The sequence below is a fragment of the Onishia taeanensis genome, from assembly GCF_003268885.1.
GTDB classification, from domain to species: domain Bacteria; phylum Pseudomonadota; class Gammaproteobacteria; order Pseudomonadales; family Halomonadaceae; genus Onishia; species Onishia taeanensis_A.
In genome coordinates, this window is record NZ_QLSX01000007.1 from 84,583 (window position 1) to 99,145 (window position 14,563).

Consider the following 14,563-nt stretch of genomic DNA (forward strand, 5'->3'; position numbering starts at 1 on the left):
GAGGCCGATACGGGATGATGACTGTCGAAAGGATGCGACCATGACCTCCTGGCTGCTGGGAACGGCCATCTTCCTGATCCATGTGTCAGGCCTGTTATCGGCTGTGATTGCGCTGATGTCCAGCCGGACATCGCAGGGCGCGATCGCCTGGATCATTTCGCTGGTGTCGCTTCCCTATCTGGCACTGCCGGCCTTCTGGATCTTTGGTCGGCCGCGTTTCTATGGCTATGTGTCGGCACGGGGCGAGCGAGATACGGTGCTTCGCCGCGTGCTCGAACGCTATCGCTCACAGGTCGACCCCTTCCTTGCCGGCAACAGTCAGGGGGATCTGCGCGCCGTTGAACAGCTGGCACTGATGCCGATGACCCGCGGCAACCGCACCCAGTTGCTGATCGATGGAGAAACCACCTTCGAGAGCCTCTTCGCCGGCATTGATGCCGCCGAAGACTACGTGCTCATCCAATTCTTCATCGTGCGCCATGACGCCCTCGGCGTAAGCCTCAAGCGGCACCTGCAGAAGGCCGCGGAACGCGGCGTGCGCGTGTACTTCCTGTATGACGAGATCGGCAGCCGTAAGCTCAAGGAAGGCTACATTCGAGACCTTTGCGAGGCGGGTGTCGAGGTCAGCGCCTTCCATTCCTCCCGGGGTTGGCGGCACCGCTTCCAGCTCAACTTCCGCAACCACCGCAAGATACTGGTGGTAGACGGCCGGGAAGGCTGGCTCGGGGGCTTCAATGTTGGCGTCGAGTATCTGGGGCAGGATCCGCGACATGGGCACTGGCGCGATACCCATCTTAAGCTGACGGGGCCCAGCGTGCTGGGTCTTCAGGAAGCTTTCTGGGAAGACTGGCACTGGGCTACAGGCGAGGTGTTAAGCATTTCCTGGGAGCCCCAGGGGGCCTGTGACAATGGCCAGAACGTGGTGGTGGTACCCTCGGGACCGGCAGATCGCCAGGAAACGGCGAGCCTGCTGGTCCAGCACGCCATTCATAGCGCCGAGCGTCGCCTGTGGGTCACCAGCCCCTATTTCGTGCCTGACCACAGCGTACTGGATGCACTGCGTCTGGCGGCGATGCGTGGCGTTGATGTGCGCATCATGATTCCCGAGCGTCCCGACCACCTGCTGGTGTTCCTGTCGGCCTTCGCGTTCCTCCCGGACATGCTGCGTGCCGGCATCAAGGTGTATCGCTACCAGCCTGGCTTCATGCATCAGAAGGTCATATTGATCGACGACAGCGCCGCCAGCGTGGGCACCGTTAATCTCGATAACCGCTCTTTCCGGCTCAACTTCGAGATCACGGCCTTCGTGCCGGACACGCGTTTTGCCGCGGAGGTCGAGACCATGCTGGAGGCGGATTTCGCCAATTGCCGCCAGGTCAACTATGAAGAGCTTCAGCAGCGCCCCCTGTGGCGCAAGCTGGTCTCCCGGGCGGCGTATCTGTTATCGCCCATCCAGTGACAGGCCTGGTTTTCCCCCTAGAAGAGACAACAACTTGCATCAGGCCGACCCTGCCGATTGGCAGTCAGCGGGTGAGCGGCTAGAGTAGCAGGCTTCGCGGGTTCGGGCAGTTCGGACCCCCGCCCAGTTATGACATTCCATCGGAGTCGCGGTGAACCTCGAGACCAAGTGGCTGGAAGACTTCGTCGCCCTGTCCAATACCCGCAGTTTTTCGGCCTCGGCGCGACAGCGCCATGTCACCCAGCCGGCCTTCAGTCGTCGTATTCGATCGCTTGAACAGGCGGTGGGAGTGACCCTGGTAGATCGCTCGACCACTCCTGTCGGGCTGACACCCGAAGGCCAGCTGTTCCTGGTCACGGCGCGTAACCTGGTAGAGCAGTTGAATGAGTGCCTGGGTCATCTGCGCGGCGTGGCCATGGATACCGAGGCGCTGGATATCGTCGCCGCGCACTCGCTGGCTCTGGCCTTTTATCCGCAGTGGATCTCACGGCTGCAGCAGGGATTGGGGGAGCTGCCGACACGCCTGGTGGCGATGAACGTTGGTGAGGCCATTCATGTGCTGCGTGAGGGCAACTGTGACCTGATGCTCGGCTATTACGATCCCTACGCCAGCATGCAGCTCGATGCCGAAGTCTTTCCGTCCTTCTCGGTCGGCCAGGTCAAGATGATCCCCGTCTGCTTGCCCGATGCCGACGGCGCGCCGCGCTTTCCGCTGTCCGGCGAAGGGCAGATTCCCTTCCTCTCCTACACCCAGGGTGCCTTTCTGGGTCGCAGCGTGCGTATGCTGCTCAAGAATGATCCGCTGCGCCTGCGGCTGCGAACCGTCTACGAGACGGCCATGGCAGAGGGCCTCAAGGGCATGGTGATGCAAGGAGTTGGCATGGCCTGGATACCTGACTTCTGCATCCGCGAGGAGCTCTCCAGCGGGCGTCTGGTCCGCGCCGGAGGCGAGGGCTGGGACGTGCCGCTGGAGATTCGCCTGTATCGCTGCTCGCTGGTCCACAAGCCGGGCGTCGAGAAGCTCTGGCGCCAGATGATGAAGCTGCCCAGGGACTTTCTGGAAGCCTGATCCGATTCGTAAGCCCCGGTTTTCTCAGCAGCGTTCTGGGAATGGCGCCCGCTAAGGGGTGCCGAAGCTGGCGGGCAGGCCCAGGAAGGTCTGAATGATGAAAAAGTGATCTTCGAACAGTTCCTCCGGCTCCAGATCCGCAAGCGCCACCCAGCGAGCCCGCTCGCCGCCCTTGGCGTGCTTGAGTTGGGGTAGCTGCTGCTCCGGGCGCAGCGCGAAATAGAAGGCCTCGGCCAGAGTCCGACCGCGCCAGCTGCGATGCGGTTCGTCGAACAGGCGTTGCCCGCGCAGCGAGCCCTTGAGTACCGGTGTCGGCACCTTCAAGCGCACCCGCTCCCGTAGCTCCCTAAGGCAGGCATCCAGCAGCCGCTCGTGGGGGTTGATGAACCCTCCTGGCAGCGCCAGCAGGCCCTTGCCGGGCGCCGCGCTGCGCTTGACCATCAACACGTGCCCCGATTGCACCACCACCGCATTGACCGTCACGAAAATGGGCGGGTAGGGCGCATCTGCCCAGGCGCGTCGATACTGCTGAAGCAGCTGCTGCTCCTCTAACAGATGCTGATAGTGCTGGCTGCGAGTGAAGGCCTGAAGCGTGTCGAGTACGCCGGGGGGCAGGTCGTGGGCGGCGCCGGTAGAGGCGTAATCACTGGCGGCAGCCGGCGAGCGGAAAAGCCGTTCGCGAATCCCGCTGGCGGAGATGCCCTCGACCAGCGGCACGCTAACCGATTCCCACTGCGGGAACAGGGTGAGGTAGTAGCTCGATTGGCCACGGCTGGCCCCAATCAGCCCGATACGGGGCAGGCGCCCCTGGCTTGGCGAGGCGATGTCGCGCACCTTTCGCTGAACGTCGCGAACCCAGACGTCATCATTGTAGAGAGCATCAAGCAAGGGCTCGATTTCCAGCCGGGCATTGTCGGTCTCGTCGAAACAGCTTCTCAGCATGTCGTGGCGCTCCTCGAAGCGCCAGGGGTTGCGCAGCGAGCGAGCCTGCCAGGCCGAGCCGACAAGTACGATTACCTGATGGGCACGTTTCAATGCCTCGTGGATGACCGCTCTATGCCCCAGATGTGGAGGCTGAAAACGGCCAATGAAGACCAGACAGTCGAAATCCTTATGGCAATCGTTGGTTAGCTGGGTATGCGCCATGCGGGCTCCGTGGCTGATGACCGGGGTGCGCTAGGGGGCGCATTATCGACGCTCGCCGTCTCGCCTGCAATCTGGCGTTGGCGGCTGGCGAAGCAGAGAGCCAAGGGCTCGGGTATGCTGGGTGCAGTCGATGACACTGTTGCAGGGAGCTTGCATGTTACGAACCTGGATTATTTTCTGGTGGGATGTGGTCCGCCATGCAGTGAAGCTGTGGCTGGAACGCAATGCCTTCAGCTACGCCGGCTCACTGGCCTTCTATACGCTGTTCTCGCTGGCACCGACCATCATTATTGCGGTCATGGTCATTGGTTTGGTGCTTGGCGAGGAGGCTGCACAGGGGCAAATCGTCTCTCAGTTACAGGGCACCATGGGCCTTGGGGCCGCTGAGGCCATCCAGAATGCCGTCGCCCAGTCGCGCATCCAGGAGTCTGGCCTGCTGCCTAGTATGCTTGGCTTTGGTGCCTTGCTGATCGGTGCCACAACGGTATTCGCGCAGATGCAGTTTTCGCTTAACACCATCTGGGGCGTGATGCCTCACCCCAGTAGCAACAGCATGTTGAAATTCATCAAGAGTCGAGTGCTGTCGCTGGCAGTGGTGCTGTCCATTGGCTTTCTGTTATTGGTGTCACTGATTCTCGGAGTGGTCGTGCGCGCGGTGTTGCATGCGGCCAATGACCTCTGGCCCGGCATCGGTTTCATGGTCGGCGGGCTGGAGTTCCTGATTTCCCTGGCCATGATCGCCTTGCTGTTCGCTACGATCTTCAAGGTATTGCCGGATGTGGTGTTGCGCTGGAAGGACGTGATGGTAGGGGCGTGCGTGACGGCGGTACTGTTTTCGATTGGTCGATACGGCATCGCCATTTATCTGACCTATACGGCCACGGCATCAACCTATGGCGCCGCCGGTTCGGTGGTGTTGATTCTGCTTTGGGTCTATTACTCGTCGTTGATCCTGTTGTTCGGGGCGGCGTTTACCAAGTGCCACCTGCTGGCCCGGGGAAAACATATCGTGCCGCGAAATTCAGCGGTGCTGGTCAAGCATGAGGTGCAAACCGACTGAGATGATCAATACCGAGTTGCCGGTTTGCTTGTCAGCCGATGTCGACCACTCTCGATTTGGGTTGACGTGTCGGGCAGTCGAACCAGCCCGAATTGCATCTCTACCGTCGCCGCTTTGATAGCGACCCCCAGAGCGGCAAGTGATAGGCACGTGGCAGCCAGCAGCAGAAATGTCAGAGCAAACATGAAAACATCCGTCTTGTGGCTTGTGATTGTAACTTGAATGTAGCCCGATCCACACTAATTGTATATAGAAGTTATATCAGTATACCGCATGTACAACTCCAGGCTGAGGCAACATGCCCTGGTTGTTTTGGACATCAAGGAGGCCATGAATGAGCAAGTGCTGCCTGAAGGCGCTGGTCACTGGAAAGGTGCAGGGCGTCTGGTATCGCAAAGCGACTCAGGAGCAGGCGTTAAAGGCAGGGGTAGCAGGACACGCCCGTAACTTGGCGGATGGACGTGTCGAGGTATTGCTATGCGGTGAGTCGAGCAACGTGGATGCGGTCGCCCGGTGGCTGTGGGAAGGACCACCGAACGCCCGGGTCACTCATGTCGCCATCGAAGGCGTCGATTGGCAGGATCACTACGCCTTCATCACGCTTTAGGCCGCTATTTCCAAGCCTGGGTGTATAGCGCCAAGGCTCTTGCTGGCCGAAAGCTACTTCAGCGTATCGACAATCCAGTCAATCACCGCGGGACCGTCTGCGCTTAGGCAGGCGGTGATCATCGGCGTCTGAGACCAGCGCGGTGCCAGGAACACGCGGCCATCAGGAGCAAACACTGTCTGCCCTTCGGCGACGCCTTCGGTGACCACGTTAAGATGGCCCTTGGCGGTTGTGAAAAGCTCGGGCTGGATGAGATAGGCCAGCGCGCAGCTGTCGTGGGGGCAGCAACCGTCAATGCCAAGCGCCTGCTGATAGAAGGCCCGGTAGAAGGCATAGCTCTCGGCCAGCACCTGGCCAAGCTTGCCCTGGCCGGCGGCGATGGTGTCCATGTCCTTGGGGGCCAGGACGCAGCGGTGGGTGGCATCCAGTCCCACCAGCGTCAGCGGCCAGCCTGCGGTCAGTACCCGGGCAGCGGCATGCGGATCATTGAAGATATTGGCTTCTGCTACCGGGGTGACATTGCCGCCTTCCTTGATTGACCCTCCCATTACGATGACCTGCTTGACCTTCTCGGTAATGCTCGGGTCGAGCTGCAGCGCGGCCGCCAGGTTGCCAAGCGGCCCAACGGCCACCAGGCTTACCTCGCCTGGGCGAGCGTTGATGGTGTCGACGATAAACTGGGGGGCGCTGACTGAAAGCGCCTTGCCTTCTATATCGGGCAGGTCGATGTTGCCAAGGCCGTTGGCACCATGGATATGCGCAGGCGCCGGATGCTTGGGCTTGACCAGCGGTGCGGCGGCGCCTTGGGCGACTGGGATTTTCTGCCCCGCCAGCTCGGCAAGCAGCAGGGCGTTATGGGTGGCGGTGTCGATATCGACGTTGCCATAGGTGGTGGTCATGCCCAGTAGCTCGATCTCAGGGTGGGCGAGGGCAATGGCGATGGCCTGGGCATCGTCAACGCCCGGGTCGGTGTCAAAGATGATCGGTTGGCTCATGGGGCTTCCTTGTCGACGCGGGCGGCGGCCCGCGCATCAGTGTAGAGACTGTCTATGCCGGGCCGCCTCGTTAGAGGTGGCTCGTTAGGTGGCTTGCCAGAAAGGTCAGTGACGCGTGAGCGACAGCGCCGGCCATTCTGCAAGTGCTTTATCGACGGCATGGGCATCGGGGATACTCGGTGCGGCGCCTTCGCGCTGCACGCAAATCGCCGAGGCAGCACTTGCCCGACGCAGGCAGGTCTCGACGTCACTCCCAGCAAGCCTGGCGGCCATGAAGTGGCCGATGAAGGTGTCGCCGGCAGCGGTGGTGTCCCTGGCCTCGACCCGGTAAGCGGGCAGTACGAGCCGGGTGTCGCCGTGCTGATAGCAGACACCGTCACCTCCCAGGGTCAGCACCAGCTCAACGCCAGGCAAGCGTTCACCGAGTGCCATGAGCAGGGCATCGGCATCGCTGTCTTCTGACAAGTTGACCAGCGCGGCCGCCTCGCCGCGATTGACGAACAGCAGCTGGCAGGCCGACAGCGGCAGCTCGTTCACGGCGGCGTGCATCGGCGCTGGATTGAAGGCGATTGACAGCCCTCTGGCATGGGCCTGCTCCATGGCGCGAGCCAGGCCGTTGGTTTCGTTCTGCAGCAGCAGCCAGCCGCTGGGATCGGCATTGTCGATGCGCGTGTCGATGTCGGCATTTGCAAAGCCGTGGTTGGCACCCGGGTAAAGAATGATGGCATTCTCGGCCTGGTCATCGACCTGGATCAGGGCATGACCGCTGGGTTCATCGACGAGGTCCACTGCCTCGGCGCCGACACCGGCGTCGGTGAGTTGCCTGAGTGCCCAGTCGTCGCTGAGGCCGAGGCGCCCCCAGTGTTCGACGCGGCCACCGGCCAGGGCCATGGCGAGCGACTGATTGGCGCCCTTGCCGCCGAGTACCTGCTGATAGCCGGTACTGGCCAGCGTCTCGCCGGGGCGAACCAAGTGGGGTACGCGATAGACGTGATCGATGTTGATGGAGCCCAGGTTGTAAAGTGGGCGAGGGGTATCAGGCATCCGAGTTTCCTTGCCAGGCGCGGATATTGTCCACGGTCAGCCGGACCACATTGGCGCGTGCCTCGGGTGTGATCCAGGCATTGTGCGGGGTGACGATCAGGTTAAGTGGCTCGTCGAGAGCCTCGATCAGGGCGTGACCGTTCCGCGGGGGTTCCGCCGGCAGCGAATCGACCCCGAGACCGCCCAAGCGCCCCTCACGCAGCGCCTCTAGGGCCGCCTGTTCGTCTATGATACCGCCTCGTGCGCAATTGATCAGCAGCGCATCTTCCTTGAAGCGCTCCAGCAGGGCGGCATCGACCAGATGGCGGGTCTGCTCGGTCAAAGGGCAGTGCAGGCTCACAACGTCCGCCTGGGGCGCCAGTTCATGCAGGCTAGGGCGTTGGTCGTCGGCCTTGCCGGGGCGGGCGGCGAAGCTGACGCGCATCTCGAACGCCTCCGCCAGCGCCGCCACCCGCGAGCCAAGCTCACCCTGGCCGACGATCACCAGGTGCTTTCCCGAAAGCTGCAGGGTGCGGTGATTTAACAGGCAGAAAAAGGCGCTCTGCTGCCAGGCACCGTCGGCAACCTCGCGCTGGTAGAGCGGAAGCCGATTGGCCAGGGTCAGCATCAGCATCAGGGTGTGCTGGGCGACGCTGGCCGTGCCATAGGCGGTAACGTTGCGCACCTCTATGCCCAGCCGCTTGGCAGCCTGCATGTCGATATTATTGGTGCCGGTCGCCAATACGCAGATCAGCTTCAGGCTGGGCAGCGCCTCGAGGGTCTCTGAATTCAATAGCACCTTGTTGACGATGGCCACACTGGTGCCGTCCAGGCGCTCCAGGCATTCCTCCGGGGCAGTGGTGTCATGGACCTTCAGGGTATCGACTTCGGCGCGAAGCGGGTTCAGGTCGATATCGTCGCCAAGGCTGGCGGCATCAAGGATCACGGCTTTCATGGGAGCGTCCTGATCGTATTGTGGGGTATCGTATAGGGTTGGCTGCAACGCATGATGATAATGCGCGCTTGCTCGCCTTGCCCGTCAGGGGGCGCAACACGCTATAATGTCGCGCTTTCGCAGCAGGCTTGGAAAGCGCGCCGGCCGCCCCGACATTGGTACAAGGCTTGAGCGCCAAGGTGGCCACAGGCCCCGCTGTTTTGCGATGCGGTGTGCCAATAGCGGACGCTACGCCAGGTTTCTCGTGTCTGACTTAGGTCTCTAGCGACGCGTGCCTAGTGGCATGCTTAGCAGTGGTACGTAAACAATTGTGCTTATGTAGTCGTGCTCAGGAGAGTTGAACGATGCCCATCTATGAATATGAGTGCAAGGCCTGTGGCCATCGCCTGGAAAAGCTGCAGAAAATCAGCGCCGACCCGCTGACCGAATGCCCGGCCTGCGCCAAGGAAGAGCTCCAGCGGCTGATCAGTGCAGCGGGCTTCCGGCTGGCCGGCAACGGCTGGTACGAGACCGATTTCAAGTCCGGCAGCAAGAAGAATCTTGCCGGCGAGGGTGGGGCTGACAAGACTGCCCCGACCAAGACGACGGCCAAGGACGGAACGGCGGCCTAAGCGTCCCGTCCTCCTTTATTATTCGATAACGCAACAGAACAGGATTTGACATGCGCAGCCATTATTGCGGCCAGCTGAACGAGACTCTGGTGGACCAGCAGGTCACCTTGTGCGGGTGGGTTCACCGCCGCCGTGACCATGGTGGGGTAATCTTCCTCGACCTGCGCGACCGTGACGGTCTGGCGCAGGTGGTGGTGGATCCCGATACCGCCGAAGCCTTCTCGACCGCCGACCGCGCACGCAACGAGTTCGTGCTGCGCATTACCGGCCGGGTGCGCCTGCGCCCCGAAGGTACCCAGAACCCCAACATGCCCACTGGCATGATCGAGGTGCTGGCCAAGGACGTCGAGGTGCTCAACACCGCCGCCACCCCACCGTTCCAGCTCGATGAACATGGCAAGGTCGGCGAGGAAACGCGCCTCAAGCATCGCTATATCGACCTGCGCCGCCCAGAGATGATCGACAAGCTGCGCCTGCGCTCGCGCATCTCTCACAGCGTGCGTGCCTTTCTCGAGGGGCAGGGCTTCCTCGATATCGAGACGCCGATCCTGACCCGTGCCACGCCGGAAGGCGCCCGCGACTACCTGGTGCCGAGCCGCACACACGCGGGCAGTTTCTTCGCGCTCCCGCAGTCGCCGCAGCTTTTCAAGCAGCTGCTGATGGTGTCCGGCGTTGATCGCTATTATCAGATCGCCAAGTGCTTCCGTGACGAGGACCTGCGCGCCGACCGTCAGCCGGAATTCACCCAGATCGACCTCGAGGCATCCTTCGTCGACGAAGACGACGTCATGGCCATCACCGAGACCATGATCCGTCAGCTGTTCCAGGAAGTGCTCGACGTTGAGCTGCCGCTGTTCCCGCGCATGCCGTATGCCGAAGCCATGAGCCGCTTTGGTTCTGACAAGCCGGACCTGCGCATCCCGCTGGAGCTCACCGATGTCGACGACCTGATGAAGGACGTCGACTTCAAGGTCTTCTCCGGTCCGGCCCAGGCCGACGATGGCCGTGTGGCGGCGCTCAAGGTGCCGGGCGGTGCCAAGCTGTCGCGCAAGGAAATCGACGAGTACACCAAGTTCGTCGGCATCTACGGCGCTCGCGGTCTGGCCTGGATCAAGGTCAACGAACGTGCCAAGGGCATCGAAGGTCTGCAGTCGCCGATCGTCAAGTTCATGGACGGCATCATCGAAGATTTGCTTGATCGCGTCGAAGCTCAGGACGGCGATATCATCTTCTTCGGCGCCGATAACGCACGCATCGTCAACGAGGCGATCGGCGCGTTGCGCGTCAAGCTGGGTGAAGACCTCGAGCTCTATACCCGCGAATGGGCACCGCTGTGGGTGGTCGACTTCCCGATGTTCGAGGAAGACGGCAACGGCCGCATGCAGGCGCTTCACCACCCGTTCACCGCCCCGTCCTGCGATGTCGACACCCTGCGCGACCGCCCGGCCGAGGCGCTGTCCAAGGCCTACGACATGGTGCTCAACGGGACCGAACTGGGCGGTGGCTCGATTCGTATCCACGATCATGGCATGCAGCGCGCGGTCCTTGATGTGCTGGGCATCGGCGAGGAAGAAGCCGACGAGAAGTTCGGCTTCCTGCTCGACGCCCTGCAGTATGGCGCACCGCCCCATGGCGGTCTGGCCTTCGGCCTCGACCGCCTGGTAATGCTGATGACCGGTGCCAAGACTATCCGTGAGGTCATCGCCTTCCCGAAAACCCAGAGCGCCGCTTGCCTGATGACCGACGCTCCGGGCGTGGTATCTCCGACGCAGCTCAAAGAGCTCAATATCCGCCTGCGCCAGAAAGCCAAGCCCGAGGGTGAGCAGGGCGCTTGAGCCACACCTAGCACCTGATACACGCAATTCCGATCCGCCGGCGCCCTTGGGCGCCGGCGGAGCATGAAAAGGAGGTTTTTTTCATGGCCGGACATAGCAAATGGGCCAATATCAAGCATCGCAAGGCGGCACAGGACGCCAAGCGCGGCAAGATCTTCTCCAAGCTGATTCGTGAACTGACGGTGGCCGCGCGACTGGGCGGCAGTGAGCCAAACGACAACCCGCGTCTGCGAGCGGCCATCGACAAGGCGCTTGGCAGCAACATGACCAAGGACACCATCCAGCGCGCCGTCGACCGCGGGGCGGGTAACACAGATGGCGACGCCATGGAGGAAACCGTCTACGAGGGGTATGGCCCGGATGGTGTCGCCGTGCTGGTCGAGTGCATGACCGACAACCGCAATCGCACTGTCTCGGAAGTGCGCCATGCTTTCTCCAAGCATGGTGGCAACCTTGGCACCACCGGTTCTGTGTCCTTCATGTTCCATCACCAGGGGCGGCTGCAGTTTACCGATGGCACCAGCGAGGAAGCGCTGATGGAGGCCACTCTGGAGGCCGGCGCCGAAGACGTGGTCAGCCATGACGATGGCAGCATCGAAGTCGTCACCCAGCCGGGGGATTTCTGGACGGTCAAGGACGCACTGCTCGAGGCAGACCTGACGCCATCGCACAGCGAGATTGGCAAGTATCCCGACAACTACTCGCTTGTCGACGACGTCGAGGTGGCACAGAAGGTCATCAAGCTGGTGGACATGCTCGAGGATCTCGATGATGTGCAGAACGTCTATTCCAATGCCGATTTCGACGAGGCCGTTCTTGATCAGCTCGAATAACGTGGTACCAGGCGACGAGGCTTGTCCATGCTGATACTGGGTATCGATCCGGGGTCCCGCATCACCGGCTATGGCGTGCTCGATGTCAGCCAGCCGCGGCCGGTATACGTCGCCAGCGGCTGTATTCGCCTTAAGGACGATGATCTCGCCCAGCGCCTGGCCCAGTGCTACGCCGGCATCAGCGAACTGATCGCTGTGCATCGACCGTCAGAATTCGCCATCGAACAGGTGTTCATGTCCAACAACGCTGCCTCGGCGCTGAAACTCGGCCAGGCACGTGGGGCCGCCATCGTATGTGCCGCTAATCACGGGCTGCCGGTCAGCGAATATGGACCACGCCAGATCAAGCAGGCGGTCACCGGCACCGGGGCCGCCGACAAGAGTCAGGTGCAGCATATGGTGACGGCCGTATTGGGGCTTTCGGCAACGCCCCAGGCGGATGCCGCCGACGCCCTGGCCATCGCTCTGACCCATGCCCATGCGCGTCTCGGCCTGGTGCAAAAGGGCGCCTTTGGCGGACGTACCGGTCGCCAGGGTCGGGGCAAGGGCTGGCGGGACTATCGTCCTGAGTGACGTTCCGGCCACGATAATGCCCCACCTTCAGGAGTATGCAGCGTCGAGCATCTTATCCTTGGCCAGGCACCGGCGCTTTTATATTATCAAACGCTGTTTGTATATACTGGTCAGCCCATGGGGCGACCAGTATAGTGATTCAGCACTCTCTCACGCGCTCTCTCAAGAGCTCTCTCAAGAGCTCTCTCAAGAACTATCTCAAGAGCTATCTCGAAAAATATCTCAAGGATCGTGACGGCATGATTGGACGCCTGCGTGGCACTCTGCTGGAAAAGCAGCCGCCCTGGCTGGTCGTGGATGTAGGCGGGGTAGGCTATGAGCTCGAAGCCTCCATGACGACTCTGCTGGCCCTGCCCGGTGTCGGTGAAACGATACAGTTGCACACTCATCTGACCGTGCGCGAGGATGCGCACCTGCTGTTTGGCTTCGCCCGAGAAAAGGAACGTGCCCTGTTCAGGGCCCTGATCAAGGTCAACGGGGTAGGCCCTAAGCTGGCCCTGGCCATCCTCTCCGGTATGGACGAGGATCAGTTCATTCGTTGTGTAATGGATGACGACGTCAAGGCCCTGACCCGACTACCGGGCGTCGGCAAGAAGACCGCCGAGCGGCTGGTGATCGAAATGCGCGACCGATTCCCGCATTGGACCCAGGCAACCGAGGGTGCTCTTGCCGGGCTCGAACAGGCAGCCGGCACAGGCGCCTCGGCAAGCGATTCCCGCGCCGATGCCGAAGCCGCGCTGGTGGCGCTGGGCTACAAGCCCACCGAAGCCGCCAAGATGATCGCCGCTCAAGATGAGGGCCTGTCGACCGAGGCCCTGATCAAGGGCGCTCTGGCCCGCAAGTTGGCGGGTTGATGATTCATGACCCATGGCAAAAGTGAGCGCATGCGCCTCAAGGCAGTTCCCGCACAGCACCTCCAGGCAACGGAGGGCCTATGATCGACAGTGATCGGCTGATCGCCGCTCAGCCCCGCGAAGGGGAAGCGCCGATCGATCATGCCATTCGTCCCCAGCGGCTGGCCGACTATATCGGCCAGCCGGCGGTGCGCGAGCAGCTCGATATCTTCATCAGCGCCGCCCGTGGTCGCGGTGAGAGCCTCGACCATACGCTGGTCTTCGGCCCCCCCGGGCTTGGCAAGACTACCCTGGCCAACATCATCGCCCATGAGATGGACGTCGATATCAAGTCCACGTCGGGGCCGGTGCTTGAGCGGGCGGGGGATCTGGCCGCCATGCTGACCAACCTGCAGCCGGGCGATGTGCTGTTCATCGACGAGATTCACCGCCTGTCCCCGGCGGTAGAAGAAGTCCTATACCCGGCCATGGAAGACTTCCAGCTCGATATCGTGATCGGTGAAGGGCCTGCGGCACGCTCCATCAAGCTTGATCTGCCACGTTTCACACTGGTCGGTGCCACCACCCGTGCGGGGCTTTTGACATCGCCGCTGCGTGATCGCTTCGGTATCGTTCAGCGGCTCGAATTCTACAGCCTCTCCGAACTCACCGAGATCGTTTCCCGTTCCGCAAGGCTGCTTGGGGTCGAGGCAGACCAGGCAGGTGCTGCCGAGATCGCTCGCCGAGCGCGTGGCACGCCGCGTATCGCTAACCGCCTGCTGCGACGGGTGCGGGACTTCAGCGAGGTACGCGGTAGCGGTGCGCTGGAGGCCGATATCGCCGACCAGGCGCTTAACTTGTTGAACGTCGACTCCCACGGCCTCGATCACATGGACCGACGCCTACTCCTGGCGATGATCGAGAAGTTCGAAGGCGGACCAGTGGGCGTCGATAGCCTGGCGGCGGCGATCAGCGAAGAGCGCGACACCATCGAAGATGTCATCGAGCCCTACCTGATTCAGCAAGGTTTCATGATGCGCACGGCTCGCGGCCGCGTGGTCACGCGTCAGGCCTATCTGCATTTCGGCCTCAGCCGGGATGAAGGCTTGCCACCGAGTGACTCAACGCATACGCAAGAGGGCGGGGCATGAGCGAATTCCAGCACCCGGTCACCGTCTATATCGAAGATACCGATGCGGGTGGCATCGTTTACTACGTCAATTATCTCAAGTATATGGAACGGGCCCGCAGCGAGTGGCTGAAGCAGCTGGGCATTACCCAGCGCGCACTGCTCGAGGACGGCATCCAACTGGTGGTGCATCGGCTGGAGTGCCGCTATGCCAAGCCTGCCAGGCTTGACGATGAACTCAGCGTCAGCGCCGAGGTCAAGGCCCACAGTGCCTGTCGGCTGAGTTTTCATCAGGTCGTGCAGCACCGCGGGGAACCCCTGTGCCATGCCACGGTCGACATCGCCTGCCTGGATGCGACCAGCCTGAGGCCCAGGCGCTGGCCAGCCAGCCTGGGCAAGGCGCTGTCAGCCTGAAGAAATGAGTCGCCGGCCTGG

15 protein-coding genes are annotated in these 14,563 nt (G+C 61.9%); 11 read left to right on the forward strand and 4 right to left on the reverse strand.

Going from position 1 to position 14,563, the window contains the following annotated elements:
- The first annotated feature begins 40 nt into the window (after positions 1 to 40).
- The gene (gene cls / locus BCL93_RS10705) at positions 41 to 1,459 is read left to right on the forward strand and encodes a cardiolipin synthase (RefSeq protein ID WP_112055270.1); all 1,419 of its coding nucleotides are present in this window, start codon (positions 41 to 43) and stop codon (positions 1,457 to 1,459) included.
- A gap of 151 nt (positions 1,460 to 1,610) precedes the next feature.
- Positions 1,611 to 2,528 carry a LysR substrate-binding domain-containing protein gene (locus BCL93_RS10710; RefSeq protein ID WP_092524051.1) on the forward strand — a complete coding sequence of 306 codons (918 nt, stop codon included), beginning with the start codon at positions 1,611 to 1,613 and terminating at the stop codon, positions 2,526 to 2,528.
- 51 nt (positions 2,529 to 2,579) lie between these two features.
- On the opposite strand, the gene BCL93_RS10715 is transcribed toward BCL93_RS10710, so the two are convergent.
- Positions 2,580 to 3,674, reverse strand: coding sequence for a bifunctional nicotinamide-nucleotide adenylyltransferase/Nudix hydroxylase (locus BCL93_RS10715; RefSeq protein WP_112055271.1), 1,095 nt, complete (start codon positions 3,672 to 3,674; stop codon positions 2,580 to 2,582).
- Between the two features lie 154 nt (positions 3,675 to 3,828).
- Here BCL93_RS10715 and BCL93_RS10720 point away from each other — a divergent pair, with 154 nt between their 5' ends.
- On the forward strand, positions 3,829 to 4,734 hold the full coding sequence (locus tag BCL93_RS10720; protein ID WP_112055272.1) for a YihY/virulence factor BrkB family protein: 906 nt from the start codon (positions 3,829 to 3,831) through the stop codon (positions 4,732 to 4,734).
- Between the two features lie 334 nt (positions 4,735 to 5,068).
- On the forward strand, positions 5,069 to 5,341 hold the full coding sequence (locus BCL93_RS10725; protein ID WP_112055273.1) for an acylphosphatase: 273 nt from the start codon (positions 5,069 to 5,071) through the stop codon (positions 5,339 to 5,341).
- 53 nt (positions 5,342 to 5,394) lie between these two features.
- Here BCL93_RS10725 and BCL93_RS10730 read toward each other — a convergent pair whose 3' ends face one another.
- The 3 genes from BCL93_RS10730 to BCL93_RS10740 all read right to left on the reverse strand — a co-directional run bounded on the left by BCL93_RS10730 (position 5,395) and on the right by BCL93_RS10740 (position 8,314).
- Positions 5,395 to 6,336 carry a nucleoside hydrolase gene (locus tag BCL93_RS10730; protein WP_112055274.1) on the reverse strand — a complete coding sequence of 314 codons (942 nt, stop codon included), beginning with the start codon at positions 6,334 to 6,336 and terminating at the stop codon, positions 5,395 to 5,397.
- 105 nt (positions 6,337 to 6,441) lie between these two features.
- On the reverse strand, positions 6,442 to 7,380 hold the full coding sequence (locus tag BCL93_RS10735) for a ribokinase (protein WP_112055275.1): 939 nt from the start codon (positions 7,378 to 7,380) through the stop codon (positions 6,442 to 6,444).
- Positions 7,373 to 8,314, reverse strand: coding sequence for a D-2-hydroxyacid dehydrogenase (locus BCL93_RS10740; RefSeq protein ID WP_112055276.1), 942 nt, complete (start codon positions 8,312 to 8,314; stop codon positions 7,373 to 7,375). Before BCL93_RS10740 ends, BCL93_RS10735 begins: the two co-directional genes overlap by 8 nt.
- A 344-nt stretch (positions 8,315 to 8,658) precedes the next feature.
- Here BCL93_RS10740 and BCL93_RS10745 point away from each other — a divergent pair, with 344 nt between their 5' ends.
- The 7 genes from BCL93_RS10745 (at position 8,659) to ybgC (ending at position 14,542) form a co-directional block, all read left to right on the forward strand.
- Positions 8,659 to 8,925, forward strand: a complete 267-nt coding sequence (locus tag BCL93_RS10745) for an FmdB family zinc ribbon protein (RefSeq protein ID WP_112055277.1) — start codon at positions 8,659 to 8,661, stop codon at positions 8,923 to 8,925.
- Between the two features lie 50 nt (positions 8,926 to 8,975).
- Entirely contained in the window at positions 8,976 to 10,760 is a 1,785-nt protein-coding gene (gene aspS / locus BCL93_RS10750) for an aspartate--tRNA ligase (protein WP_112055278.1), read from the forward strand.
- An 83-nt stretch (positions 10,761 to 10,843) separates the two neighbouring features.
- Positions 10,844 to 11,593 (forward strand): YebC/PmpR family DNA-binding transcriptional regulator, encoded by a 750-nt coding sequence (locus BCL93_RS10755; protein WP_112055279.1) that lies wholly within the window; start codon positions 10,844 to 10,846, stop codon positions 11,591 to 11,593.
- Between the two features lie 27 nt (positions 11,594 to 11,620).
- Positions 11,621 to 12,166 carry a crossover junction endodeoxyribonuclease RuvC gene (gene ruvC / locus BCL93_RS10760; RefSeq protein ID WP_112055280.1) on the forward strand — a complete coding sequence of 182 codons (546 nt, stop codon included), beginning with the start codon at positions 11,621 to 11,623 and terminating at the stop codon, positions 12,164 to 12,166.
- A gap of 239 nt (positions 12,167 to 12,405) precedes the next feature.
- Positions 12,406 to 13,020 (forward strand): Holliday junction branch migration protein RuvA, encoded by a 615-nt coding sequence (gene ruvA / locus BCL93_RS10765; RefSeq protein ID WP_112055281.1) that lies wholly within the window; start codon positions 12,406 to 12,408, stop codon positions 13,018 to 13,020.
- Positions 13,021 to 13,100: 80 nt separating this feature from the next.
- Complete coding sequence (gene ruvB, locus BCL93_RS10770; protein ID WP_112055282.1) at positions 13,101 to 14,150, forward strand: Holliday junction branch migration DNA helicase RuvB; 1,050 nt, start codon at positions 13,101 to 13,103, stop codon at positions 14,148 to 14,150.
- Positions 14,147 to 14,542, forward strand: a complete 396-nt coding sequence (gene ybgC / locus BCL93_RS10775) for a tol-pal system-associated acyl-CoA thioesterase (RefSeq protein ID WP_112055283.1) — start codon at positions 14,147 to 14,149, stop codon at positions 14,540 to 14,542. The genes ruvB and ybgC overlap by 4 nt, the downstream gene beginning before the upstream one ends.
- Positions 14,543 to 14,563 lie beyond the last annotated feature (21 nt).